Origin of the sequence: Pantoea sp. NPDC088449 (assembly GCF_044753225.1) — a bacterium.
GTDB classification, from domain to species: Bacteria; Pseudomonadota; Gammaproteobacteria; order Enterobacterales; family Enterobacteriaceae; genus Pantoea; species Pantoea floridensis.
The window spans coordinates 425,764-437,946 of the sequence record NZ_JBIVMT010000003.1 but is presented as its reverse complement, the minus strand read 5'-3'; the positions used below and the strand labels follow the sequence as shown (position 1 = coordinate 437,946).

Sequence of the window (12,183 nt, the reverse complement as noted above, 5' to 3'; positions counted from 1 at the left end):
TCAGCATGATCAACGGTATTAACGTTCTGAATCGCTCGCTACGCTGGGGCATGGTGGGCGGCGGCGGTACCAGCCAGATTGGTTACATCCACCGTTCGGCGGCGACGCGCGACAACAACTTTACGCTGCTGGCGGGGGCCTTCGATATCAACGCCGAACGCGGCCGCGCCTTTGGCACCTCGCTGGGCATCGATGCCATGCGCTGCTACGCGGATTATGAAACGATGTTTGCGGCTGAGGCGGCGCGCGCGGACGGCATCGAAGCGGTATCGATCGCCACGCCGAACAACACGCATTTCAGCATCTGCCGTGCGGCGCTAAATGCGGGTTTGCATGTGGTGTGTGAGAAGCCGTTGTGTTTTACCGCCGCCGAAGCCGATGAACTGGAAAAGCTGTGCATCGAGAAGAAGAAAATTATCGGTGTGACTTACGGTTACGCCGGGCATCAGCTGATTCATCAGGCGCGCGAGATGATCGCCGCAGGTTTGCTCGGTGAGATTCGCATCATCAATATGCAGTTCGCGCACGGTTTCCATAACGAAGCGGTGGAGCTGCAGAATGAAAGCACCAAATGGCGCGTCGATCCGCGCTTCGTCGGGCCAAGCTACGTGCTGGGCGATTTGGCAACGCATCCGCTATTTATTGCTGAAACGATGGTGCCGCATTTGCAGGTGAAGCGCCTGCTGTGCAGTCGCCAGAGCTTTGTCAAAACCCGTGCGCCGCTGGAAGATAATGCCTTCGTGATGATGGAGTATGATAACGGCGCGGTCGGCACCATGTGGGCGTCGGCGGTGAATAGCGGTTCGATGCACGGCCAGAAAGTCCGCGTGATTGGTGAGAAAGCCAGTATCGAATGGTGGGACGAACAGCCGAATCAGCTGCGTTATGAAGTGCAGGGCGAGCCGGTGCAGATTCTGGAGCGCGGCATGGGTTATCTGCATCAAAGCGCGCTGGCTGACGACCGTATCGGTGCGGGACATCCGGAAGGCTTGTTTGAGGCCTGGTCAAATCTCTATCGCCGCTTCGCGCTGGCGATGGATGCCAGCGATCGCGGCGATGCGGCTTTCCTGCGAGATTTCTGGTATCCCGGCGCGCATGCTGGCTTGATGGGCGTGCGCTGGGTGGAGCAGTGCGTGAAATCCGCCGATGCGGGCGCGGTGTGGGTGGATTGTTGAATCCAGTGCGGTGATGGACCAGATCGGCATGAATGCCGACCCTACAAGGATGCCGACCAGCAACTCAATGCGATCGCAAATCACTTAAGAACCGCTGCGCGCGCGGATGCTGCGGCTGGGTGAAAAACTGCTCCGGTTGCGATTTCTCCAGAATCTGCCCCTGATCCATAAACCAGATGGTGTCTGCCACGTCACGTGCAAAATTCATCTCGTGGGTGACGCACATCATCGTCATCCCTTCCTGCGCCAGACCGCGCATCACCGACAACACTTCGCCGACCATTTCCGGATCGAGCGCTGAGGTGGGTTCATCAAACAGCATCACCGGTGGTTTCATCGCCAGCGCCCGCGCAATGGCTACGCGCTGCTGCTGACCGCCGGAAAGCTGCGCCGGATAGGCATCGGCTTTATGCGATAATCCTACGCGCTCCAGCAATTCGCCCGCCTGGCGCCGCGCCTCCGTGCGCTTCACGCCGAGTACTTTCATCGGCGACATCATGATGTTCTCGGCCACGGAAACATGCGGGAACAGGTTGAAGCTCTGAAACACAAAGCCGATGCGCGTGCGCAGTTGATTGAGGCGCGTGCTGCTGCCGTGAATATCGATGCCGTCAAACACGATCTGGCCGTCATCGATTGGCTCAAGGCGATTAACGGTACGAATCAGCGTGGATTTGCCGGAGCCAGAAGGGCCGCACACTACCACGACTTCGCCGGTATTGATCTCGGCGCTCAGGTTGGTGAGCGCCTGATAGGCGCCGTACCATTTGTTGACCTGATTAAACATGATCATCGGTCCCATGGTGTTTCCTTATTGCGAAGAGGGTTTAGTCAGCATCACCGCCGGCGCTACGCTGGCGGGCTGCGGTGGAGCCTGACGGCGTTTCTGCGCAATATGCGCTTCAAGTTTATTGGCGAGCCAGGTGAGGCTGAAGCAGATGAGGTAGTAGCTCAGCGCCACAATCGCGAACACCTGAAACGGTTTGGTCAGCAGCTGATTGCTCACCTGATTGGCGGCAAACGTCAGTTCCGGTACGTTAATCACGTAGCCCAGCGTGCTGTCCTTGATGATCGACACCAGCTGGCTCACCAGGCTGGGCAGCGTGTTGAACAGCGCCTGCGGCAGAATCACCAGGCGCAGAGTTTTGAGATGGCTCATGCCCAGCGCGCGTGACGCTTCATATTGCCCGTGCGGCAGCGCCTGAATGCCGCCGCGTACGATCTCGGCGATATAGGCGCTCTCATAAATCACCAGCGTACACAGCATGGTGGCGAATCCGCTGATGTTGTGGCCAATCAGCAATGGCACACAGAAGTAAGTCCAGAACACCACCATCATCAGCGGAATGCCGCGCAGCAGGTAAACCCAGCCGGTAGCGGGCCAGCTCAGCCAGCGCCACGGCGACAGACGCGCCAGGCCCAGCAGCACACCAATCGGAAACGCCAGCAGCACGGCCAGCACCGAGATCAGCAGCGTACAGAGCACGCCGCCAATCGGCCCATTGGGATATTGCCCCATTAACAGCAGCATGCCGTTGTCATGCAAAATGGTGAAAATCTCAAACATCGCCATTACCTCGCATAGACGCGGTGGAAGCGGCGGGCCAGCAGCGCGCCAAGACCCATCAGCAGCAGGGAGAAGAACAGATAGCCTACGGTCGCCACGATGTAGGATTCGAAGGTGCGGAATGTCTGGTTCTCAATATCACGCGTGACATAGGTGAGATCCGCCACGCCGATCACCATCGCCAGACTGGTATTTTTAAACAGCAGCACCGTGTGGTTGATCATCGCCGGCAGCGCATTGCGAACGCCCTGCGGCAGAATCACCGCGTGCATGGCGCGCACATAACTCATCCCCAGCGCGCGCGCCGCTTCGTTCTGCCCATCGGGAATGGCGCGCAGGCCGCTGCGGATATCTTCAGAGAAGTAGGCGGCCTGGCACAGGCCAAGCGCGGTGAGGGAAAACAGAAACTCGGCGTTGAAGTTATTGATCCACATCTGCAACGCCTCTGGCAGCAAGGTGGGGATCGCGAAGTACCACATCATCAGTTGAATCAGCGTCGGTACGTTTCGGTGGTAAGAGACGTAAGCTTTTACCAGGCCGACGGCGATACGGTTTTCAGTCAGGCGGATCACCACCAGCAGCAGCGCCAGAACCATTGCCAGTAGCCAGGCACCCAACGCCAGTTCAAGGGTGATCACCGTTCCGTCAACGATCATCTGGCCGTATTGGCCGGTTATCACACTGCTGAAATCGAGAGCCATACTGTTACCTCATCATCGCAGGCTAGGCGCTGTGGTCGCCCGGTCGCATAGTGGAAAGGCCGCCCGGCACCTGCAGCGTGGGGGTGATTTCGATATTGCCGATATTCACCGCCAGCGGTGCGGCGAGCGCGAAAGCGACGCAATCGGCGATATCTTTCGCCTGCGGCAGCTCAAAGCCATCAATAAAGCGGCGACGCGCCTCTTCATGATCGCCGGATACATTGCCGAAAATATCAGTGGCGACGCGGCCCGGACAGATTTCGGTGATGCGCACGCGTTTGCCGTAGCAATCCACGCGCAGCTGGCGCGAAAGGGCGTGCACACCGGCTTTGGTGGCGTGATAGACCGAGTTGCCGTTGAAGTTGTAGATGGCGGCAATCGAGGTGATGTTGAAAACGTGGCCACGATCGCGCGCTACCATGCCCGGCACCAGCAGACGGCACAGATGCAGTACCGCGCGCAAATTGACGTCGACCTGGGTTTCAATCACGTTCTCGTCCGCCTCGAGGATGGAACCTGGGTGCGATAAGCCCGCGTTGTTGACCAAAATGTCGATTTCAAGATCGTTGCAGAGTGCGGTGAGCGCGCTGACGTCGCTGACGTCGATGGCGTGTGGGATGCAACCGGTACGATCGGCCAGGGCCGCCAGCTGCTCTTTACGGCGCGCCACCGCGTGTACGGTAATACCCTCCTGGCACAAACGCTCAACAATCGCTTCGCCCATTCCGGCAGATGCACCGGTCACCAGTGCGGTTTTATAATCTGAAAATGGCATCAGCTTCTCCTCGTATTGTCGTCTTTTGACTGTATGCAGTTATGCCGCAAGGGCATAAGACATAAAAATTTTGAGGCGATAAGCGCCCCTTATAACGCTGTGCTGCTGCCCCAGGTGCGCATGAATGCGCACCCTACGTCGTAGGGTCGCCATTCATGGCGACCGATGCGGCTCAAGCGTCAGAATTCCCTCGTCATATTCCACCGCAGAAAGATGCTCAGCCCTGAGCGATCGAATCGTGCCGTTGGCGGGGCTACGTACCGGCACATACAGCGGCCCAACCTGTACCAGCGCCACGATGTCACCGGCCTGCACCCATTGGTCGACCGCCACAAAATCCTGCTGGCTCTGCGGATGGCGGCGCAGCAACGTGCCGGGCATCGGTGCGCCGATGCGTTGTGTTATGAGGGAAATTTCCGGGGAGGGAACCATCGCGGGTACGGGCAACGGCGCGGACGGCGTGGCGGCAAAGGTTAACCGCACCGACCAGTGCTTACCATCGAGCGCCAGGCTGCTCAACCCGGCGGTTTGCATCTTGCGTGCCAGGGCGCGCAGCGTTGGCAGCGGTATTGCGGTTTTATCCATAAACGTCCCGTCAAAGCGAACATGCCCGCCGCTGCGGGCAAAATCGTAATCTAGCGCGTTCGTTCAACGGGCAGTAAGAGGGTTTCGCTTTACGGCAATAAGCGGGTCTTATCCCACCAGCGTCAGCGGATAATTCTCGACGTTGCGGCGTGACATCAGCGACAGCAGGATTGATTTCACCGCTTCAGCCGGTTGCGACAGCGGCAGGTGATCCGACATGCAGAACGACAGCGAAACCTGCACATCTGGATCGACGATCTTCGCCATCCACGCATCGCCGCTTTTCAGCATCGCCCGGGCGGCGGATTCCGGCATGATGGTGGTGCCGAGACCGGCGCTGAGCGCGGCATTCAGCGTCGTTTGTGATTCGATCTCGCATTTCACGCGATACTGCAGATTGTTATGCACAAAGGCATCGTCGAGCACTTTGCGCATGATGTTGTAGACGCGCGGCAGGAACAGATCGTACTGCGCTACCTGCGCCAGCGGGATCTCTTTTACCGGCTGCGCGAGGCTGAACGGACAGACGAAGTAGAGATCCTCTTTCATCAGCGGCATAAAGCGCAGCCCGTGGATGGTGCGATGATCGTAAATCACCGCCATGTCCATGCGGCCGTTCATGATCAGCTCGCTCAGCGTGGTGCCGAAGTTCTCATTGAAATAGAGCACAATGCCGGGATGCTGCTGCTGCACTTCCATCATCAGCGGCAGGGCAAGATTTTGCGCAGCGGTGCCCGGCGCTAAGCCGACCGAAACGCTGCCGCTCAGCGACGCGCCCACCAGCTCAATGGCGCTTTGTGCCTGCTCGCACTGGCGCAAAATGGCCTGCGCGTGGGAATAGAGCGTTTTACCCGCTTCGGTCGGCGTCACGCCGCGCTTGGTACGAATGAGCAGTTGCTGATTCACTTCCCCTTCCAGCGTAGCCAGCTGCTGGCTGAGCGCAGGTTGGGCAATATGCAAAATATCGGCGGCCTGAGTCAGGCTGCCTACATCAACAATTTTAACAAAGTACTTGAGGCGACGAAGATTCATGGACACTTCCTCCAACAGAACGCATATCGGTTATTAAGCAAAGTTGATGCCAAAATAAGCTTTCGCGATAGAACTCAGACAGGAGGGTAGAGCCACAGTGCCTCCTAAGGCTGGTGCTGAGTTGACGAGTCGCCGTGACGGCGCGTGCTGAACAGCCACCTGTGCACTGGTATGGTGCGAGTTACCCATTAGATTTGTCGATGATGGGCGGTATCAACATGCCGGTGCGCACGGTAATCAGCCCCTAAAAGTAACACTCTATTAACATTGCGTCAGGCGCTGGCGCGTGACCTGCCGCCCATTTTCCTATCAGACGCACGACCTTTATGGCAAAAGTGTGCGGTCGGTTCAGTCATCGCTTTGTGTTATATCACCACAACAAAGCACTATTAACCGCCGCTTCGGGCAAAAACCTATTCTCTGTTAAACGTCGTGTCTGCGGCTTGCTGCGGACCGTTCATGCTGACACTGAGCCAGGATTAACTCATGCCCGAGATAGCCGATAGATTAAAGAATGTCACCGTTTCTGCCTCCGTTGCCATGACCCAAAAAGCGCGCGATCTCGCCGCGCAGGGGATTGATGTGGTGGCGCTTTCCACTGGCGAACCCGATTTCCCCACGCCGCCGCATGCGATTGACGCGGCTTACGCCGCTGCGCGCGGCGGCGATACGCGCTATCCGCCCACGGATGGCACCCCTGCGCTGCGCAAGGCGATCCAGCTGAAATTCAAACGCGATAATCAGCTGGATTATGACGTCAGCCAGATCCTCACCGCCGGTGGCGCCAAGCAGATCATCTTTAACGCCATCATGGCGACCATCAATCCGGGCGACGAAGTGGTGATCCCCACGCCGTCATGGATCAGCTATGCCGATATCGTCAAATTCGCTGGTGGCATTCCGGTGGCGCTGCCGTGTGCGCAGGAGAATGGCTTTAAACCGCTGCCTGCCGATCTCGATGCCGCCATCACCGACAAGACCAAATGGCTGCTGCTCAACTATCCGAGTAATCCAACCGGTTCGGTGGCGACCAAAGCGGAGCTGCAAGCGCTGGGCGAGGTGCTGCTGCGCCATCCGCAGGTGTGGATCATGACCGACGATATCTATGAGCACCTGATTTATGACGAGGTGCGCTTCTACACGCTGGCGCAGGTTGAGCCGCGCCTGTTTGACCGCGTGCTGACGGTGAATGGTGTGTCGAAAGCCTATTCGATGACCGGCTGGCGCCTGGGCTTCTGTGGCGGTCCGGCGCCGTTGATTAACGCGATGAGCAACGTTAATACGCAGAACAGCGGTGGCGTCTGTACCTTAACGCAGGCGGCAGCGGTGGCGGTGCTGGCAGGTCCACAGGATCTGTTGCAGGAGCGTGCACATATCTATCGTGAGCGCCGTGACTACGTGCTGGAGCGTCTGACCTCGATTGATGGTCTGCGCTGCCACAAGCCGCAGGGGGCGTTTTATCTGTTCGTCAATATCGCCGGATACCTTGGCAAAACCAGCGCCGGTGGTCGGCTGATCGCGAATGACGCGGATTTTGTGCTGGCGTTAATTGAGGAGCAGCACGTGGTGACAGTGCAGGGCGCGGCGTACGGTATGAGTCCGTTTATTCGGTTGTCGTATGCAACGAGCATGGAACGATTAGAGACGGGATGCGATCGCATAGCGGCGTTTTGCGAAGGTTGCGTTTAATGTCCTGGTCGTCATGTATGACGACACTACCTATCACCTCGTAGGGTCGCCATTCATGGCGACCAGGTGCGCATAAATGCGCACCCTACGAAATACCATGTACAAATTTCGGGTTATTGCGCTAACACTTGCGCGGCCGGGGCGACCTGATGGCCGCTGGCTTCAATTTCGCTGCGCACAATGGTGGCGAGCGTCAGTGAACCGGGCGTGTCGCTGTGAACCAGAATCGAACGCGCGCGTATGGCAACCTCCTCGCCTTCTATCGTCGTGACCGTGCCGTGCTGCAAAAACTGACGCACGCGGGCGCGCAGCGCGGCTTCCTCTTTGATCACCGCACCGGCAATGCCGCGTGGCACCAGAAGACCTTGCGCGTCATAAGCGCGGTCCGCCAGAAATAGCGTGAGCGTTTTCAGGCCTGCGGCCTGCGCGGCGGCTTCGATGAGCGTATCAGGTTGAGCAAAGACGATCAGATCGCTATTGATGCGCGCCACTAATTCCATCACCTGTTGCGCCAGCGCGGCGTCGCGGTTGACGAGGTTGCCCATCGCGGCGTGGAAGCTTAGGTGCGACACGTGCGTGCCTTCCGCGCGGGCAATCGCCGTAAGTGCACCGAGCTGATACGCCACCTGCTGGCAAATCTCTTCGCTGCTAAATGGCAGCTCGCGGCGGCCAAAACCCTGACGATCGGGCAGCCCTGGATGTGCGCCAATGCCGACGCCATGCTGTTTCGCCAGCCGCACCATGTTGGTCATGATCGCCGGATCGCCTGCGTGGAAGCCGCAGGCAATATTGGCCGATGACACCACTTGCATCAGCGCGGCGTCATCGCACAGCTGATAAACGCCGAAGCCTTCACCCATATCGGAATTGACATCAATCTTCATGCTTAGGGTTCCTTGTGCGGATTAAACGGTTAGCGCTCTACGCAGTGGCTGGCAGCTGAGGCGCAGCCGATTCAGCCAGCGTGCCACTTCCTGTTCGATGGCGATCGCTTCGCGCGCATCGCTCTGGATCAGCTGGATCGATTGACCCGGCAGCACCTGGCCCAGTCGCCACAGATCCTGCTCGATCACTCCGGCGATCTTCGGATAACCGCCAGCGGTGTTGGCATCGCTCAGCTGGATAATCGGTTCTCCCCCCGGCGGCACCTGCACAATGCCGGGGATCAGCCCATAGGATCGCATCTCAATGGTTTCAGAAGGGAAAATGGGCGCGCCCGCCAGCCGATAGCCGGTGCGATTGCTTTGATTGGAGACTTGCCACGACTGCTGCCAGAAACGTGCGGCATCGGCGGCAAACAGCGCATATTCGCCGGACGGAATGGCGCGCAGCTGAATGTCACCGGCGCTGTTACGCGGAAAATGCGCATGCAGCGCGCTGTCCGGCGGCTCAATTCCGATGCCGCTTACCGGCAGCGGCGGGACGCGGCTTTCGCCCAGCGCCAGCCGATCGCCACGCTGCAGCGGGCGTCCATCAACACCCCCGAAACCGCCGCGCAGCGCGGTACTGCGCGAGCCGAGCACCAGCGGCACATCAATCCCGCCGGCGACACACACATAGCCCCGCGCGCCGCTGCGTGGATAGCGCAGCTCCAGTACCTGTCCGGCGCGCACGCCGCAGCCCCACCATGGCGGCAGCGGCGTAGCATCCAGCGTGGCGCGGCAATCGGCACCGGTCACCGCGATGCTGCTGTCCTGCAGAAAACGCATGCGAAAGGGGAACAGCTGCACCTCAAGCGCCGCTGCGTTCTCATCGTTGCCCAGTAACAGATTGCCAGCGCGCAGCGCCAGCGCATCCATGGCGCCGCTCACCGATACGCCCATGTGGCGGAAGTTGAAGCGTCCAAGATCCTGGACTGTATTGAGCGCACCGCTCTGTTCGATCTCAATCACAGCTCAATCCTCTGCGGCAGAAAACGGATACGATCGCCCGGCGCCATCAGCGCAGGGGAATCCGCCAGCGGATCAAATACCGTTAACTCGGCAAACCCAATGGCGTTCCAGCCGTTTGGGCCGGTCAACGCCGAGACGCCCGCCTGCGCGCCGCCGATGGTGACGGTGCCTTTCAACATGCTCAGCGACGGTACTTTCTTGCGCGGCGTCGCCAGCTGCGGATCTAAGCCATGCAGATAGCCAAAGCCCGGTGCGCTGCCCAGTGCAAACACCGTATATTCGCTCTGGTGATGCAGGCGCACCACCTCACGGGGGGATAATCCGGTGTGATGACACACGGCAGCAAGATCGGTGGCGTGTTCACCGCCGTAATGCACCGGAATTTCAATCAGTTTTCCCTGCGGGCTAATGGCCTGCGCCTGATCCCAGGCGGCGTGCAACTGCATGCGCACGGCGTTTTCATCAAGGGGAATATGGCGGAACAGCACCAGCAGATTGGTGACGCCGGGAATCAGCGCTTCAATCGCTTCATCGGCGTGCAGCAGACGCGCCAGTGACCAGATGCGGCGCTGTGCCGGAAGATCGAATCCACCCGGCGCTTCCACCAGCCAGGCGCGTGCGCCAATGGTCGAGAGCTTAATGTCAGAGGAGCAAGCCAACGCAGGGGCGCTGGCGGACGGGACCGCAGAGTGCGACATCACGGGCATGGTTATTCCAGCGGTTCAAATTTCAGACTGGCGAGCGGCTGCACGCGCTCTTCGCGCACCATTTTGTACTCCGTATTCGGACCGATCCAGGTGTCCCAAATCTTGTCGATGGTGCCATCATCGTCCATCGCCTTCAGGCTGCTGTTGACGCTGGCCAGCAACGCCGGTTCGTCACGCTTCATGCCGATACCAATCGGCTCCAGCGCCATCGGTTCCTTGATCATCGCCAGATTGATACCGTCCTTTTTCGCCTGCGCAATGGTTTTGATACCGGTCATGGTGTTGGTGACGAAGCCCACTGATTTATTCTGCTCGAGCGCGAGGAAGGCAGACGCCGAATCCTGGAAGGTGACGGCTTTGCCGCCTTTGATATGGATCGACTGCTCAGAGGTGGTGCCTTTGGTGGCGCTGATACGTTTGCCCTGGAAGTAGCTCAGCGGCTTATCGGCCAAAGGCGCTTTGACCAGCAGCATCTCTTTGGCGACGTAATAGGGATCGCTGAACTGAATCTGGTTGCCGCGCGTTTTGGTGTAGGCAAGGTTGGCGATCAGCACATCGGCGCGGCCAGTGGCGATTACCGCAATGCGCGCTTCAACTGAGGTGGGCACCAGCGTCAGCTTGACGTTCATCTGCTTCGCCAGCGCGTTACACAGATCGATATCCATCCCCGCCAGCTGACGCGTTTTCGGGTCCGGAGAAGAGAAGGGCGGGACGTCTGAATAGACGGCGCACTTCAGCTCGCCGCTGGATTTGATGTTCGCCATCATGTCTGCATGCGCAGCCGAAATAGCCAGCAGCGGCAGCAGTGCCAGCCCGATGGTGGTAGGTCTTTTCATGGTCATGTGAACTTCCTCAATGATGAATACCACGGCGTCACCGGGACGGAGCGCCTGCGTTCTCGCTGTTCTGGACTATATCGGCTTTGTTTTCAGACGAAAAAGAGGGAAACCCTGTTATGCGATAGCGAAAAAATATGACCACGGGGACATAAGTTCTTTCTATTCAGGCAGAGCGAAAAAGTGTTATCCAGCGCACACTTTTCTCGCCACGCTGCACGCATGTCCTCTCGGCAGTCCCGCCGATTGCACGTGGTAGAGAGAATAGAGAAGCATGAATGCCCGATTAGGCGTGTTACTGAAGATTTTGGCTGCGCTGTGCGCCACATTGATGCTGGCGTGTGTAAAAGGATTGAACGGCGCGATCCCTACCGGTGAAGTGATTTTTTTCCGCAGTTTTATCGCCCTGTTTCCGCTGTTGATATGGCTAAAAGCGCAGGGTAAGGTGCTGGAAAATCTCAAAACGCGTAACCTGTTTGGCCACTTTATTCGCGGTTTCTCCGGCACCGGCGGCATGTATTTTAACTATCTGGCGCTGGTGTATATCTCGCTGGCCGATGCGACGGCGCTGAGCTACGCAGCACCGCTGTTTACGGTCATTTTGGCGGCGATGCTGCTTAAAGAGCGGGTGCGGATGTCGCGCTGGGTAGCGGTGGTGGTGGGGTTATCAGGCATTGTGATCATGCTCTCATCAAGTTTGAGTGCCAGCGGGGCACTCTTCTCTGGCGGCACCCGCGACGCAACAGCCAGCCTCGGCGTGGCGTTTGCATTGCTTGCGGCCCTCTGTTCGGCCACCTCTAACGTGCAGATCCGTTTTCTCAACGGCATTGAGAAGCCCGGTGCGATTGTGTTCTATTTCTCGCTGATGACCACCCTTATCGGCCTGGCAACGGCGCTGTTCGGCTGGACCACACCCAATGCGTTGCAGCTGTTATTGCTGGTGGGCTGCGGCTTGTTTGGTGGCCTGGCGCAGATCCTGGTCACGCTGAGCCTGCGCTACGCTGATGCCTCGCTGCTGGCGCCGTTCGATTACACCACGCTGGTGTGGTCGATGCTGATTGGCTATCTTTTTCTGCATAGTTTACCGGGCAGCACGACCTTGTTGGGGGCGTCAGTGGTGGCGCTGGCCGGCATTTTCGCGGTGTGGCGTGAGAATCGCCAGCGTAAATTGGCGATGGTGAGCAGTACGCCTTAGCAAGGTGCGTATTGCGGCAGGGTGCGCAG

13 protein-coding genes are annotated in these 12,183 nt (G+C 58.6%); 3 read left to right on the top strand and 10 right to left on the bottom strand.

The genetic code is table 11. From position 1 onward, the window contains the following. Positions 1 to 5 precede the first annotated feature (5 nt). Positions 6 to 1,175, top strand: a complete 1,170-nt coding sequence (locus ACIP6T_RS16535; protein ID WP_400458129.1) for a Gfo/Idh/MocA family protein — start codon at positions 6 to 8, stop codon at positions 1,173 to 1,175. 64 nt (positions 1,176 to 1,239) lie between these two features. Here ACIP6T_RS16535 and ACIP6T_RS16530 read toward each other — a convergent pair whose 3' ends face one another. From ACIP6T_RS16530 to nac, 6 genes are all read right to left on the bottom strand, one after another. Continuing rightward, a complete protein-coding gene (locus ACIP6T_RS16530) occupies positions 1,240 to 1,977 on the bottom strand; it encodes an amino acid ABC transporter ATP-binding protein (protein ID WP_345827390.1) in 738 nt (245 codons plus the stop codon). A 9-nt stretch (positions 1,978 to 1,986) separates the two neighbouring features. Next, entirely contained in the window at positions 1,987 to 2,742 is a 756-nt protein-coding gene (locus ACIP6T_RS16525; RefSeq protein WP_097095150.1) for an amino acid ABC transporter permease, read from the bottom strand. A 5-nt stretch (positions 2,743 to 2,747) separates the two neighbouring features. Next, complete coding sequence (locus tag ACIP6T_RS16520; protein ID WP_400458128.1) at positions 2,748 to 3,443, bottom strand: amino acid ABC transporter permease; 696 nt, start codon at positions 3,441 to 3,443, stop codon at positions 2,748 to 2,750. A 22-nt stretch (positions 3,444 to 3,465) separates the two neighbouring features. Next, entirely contained in the window at positions 3,466 to 4,218 is a 753-nt protein-coding gene (locus ACIP6T_RS16515; protein WP_097095148.1) for an SDR family oxidoreductase, read from the bottom strand. A gap of 153 nt (positions 4,219 to 4,371) precedes the next feature. Then, positions 4,372 to 4,803 (bottom strand): acetyl-CoA carboxylase biotin carboxyl carrier protein, encoded by a 432-nt coding sequence (locus ACIP6T_RS16510; protein ID WP_400458127.1) that lies wholly within the window; start codon positions 4,801 to 4,803, stop codon positions 4,372 to 4,374. Between the two features lie 108 nt (positions 4,804 to 4,911). Then, positions 4,912 to 5,835 carry a nitrogen assimilation transcriptional regulator NAC gene (gene nac / locus ACIP6T_RS16505; RefSeq protein WP_097095146.1) on the bottom strand — a complete coding sequence of 308 codons (924 nt, stop codon included), beginning with the start codon at positions 5,833 to 5,835 and terminating at the stop codon, positions 4,912 to 4,914. Between the two features lie 486 nt (positions 5,836 to 6,321). Here nac and ACIP6T_RS16500 point away from each other — a divergent pair, with 486 nt between their 5' ends. Continuing rightward, positions 6,322 to 7,524, top strand: coding sequence for a pyridoxal phosphate-dependent aminotransferase (locus tag ACIP6T_RS16500; RefSeq protein ID WP_400458126.1), 1,203 nt, complete (start codon positions 6,322 to 6,324; stop codon positions 7,522 to 7,524). A gap of 113 nt (positions 7,525 to 7,637) precedes the next feature. On the opposite strand, the gene ACIP6T_RS16495 is transcribed toward ACIP6T_RS16500, so the two are convergent. Genes ACIP6T_RS16495 through ACIP6T_RS16480 form a run of 4 tightly spaced genes read right to left on the bottom strand, consistent with a single transcriptional unit; the run spans position 7,638 to position 10,965 of the window. Then, positions 7,638 to 8,408, bottom strand: a complete 771-nt coding sequence (locus tag ACIP6T_RS16495; protein WP_400458124.1) for a 5-oxoprolinase subunit PxpA — start codon at positions 8,406 to 8,408, stop codon at positions 7,638 to 7,640. A 21-nt stretch (positions 8,409 to 8,429) separates the two neighbouring features. Next, positions 8,430 to 9,416 (bottom strand): biotin-dependent carboxyltransferase family protein, encoded by a 987-nt coding sequence (locus ACIP6T_RS16490; RefSeq protein ID WP_400458123.1) that lies wholly within the window; start codon positions 9,414 to 9,416, stop codon positions 8,430 to 8,432. Continuing rightward, entirely contained in the window at positions 9,413 to 10,123 is a 711-nt protein-coding gene (gene pxpB, locus ACIP6T_RS16485) for a 5-oxoprolinase subunit PxpB (protein ID WP_400458122.1), read from the bottom strand. Before pxpB ends, ACIP6T_RS16490 begins: the two co-directional genes overlap by 4 nt. Before the next feature lie 2 nt (positions 10,124 to 10,125). Then, the gene (locus tag ACIP6T_RS16480) at positions 10,126 to 10,965 is read right to left on the bottom strand and encodes a transporter substrate-binding domain-containing protein (RefSeq protein WP_097095141.1); all 840 of its coding nucleotides are present in this window, start codon (positions 10,963 to 10,965) and stop codon (positions 10,126 to 10,128) included. Between the two features lie 268 nt (positions 10,966 to 11,233). On the opposite strand from ACIP6T_RS16480, the gene ACIP6T_RS16475 reads away from it, so the two are divergent. Further along, positions 11,234 to 12,154: a DMT family transporter gene (locus ACIP6T_RS16475; protein WP_345827384.1), complete on the top strand. Its 921-nt coding sequence runs from the start codon at positions 11,234 to 11,236 to the stop codon at positions 12,152 to 12,154. Positions 12,155 to 12,183 lie beyond the last annotated feature (29 nt).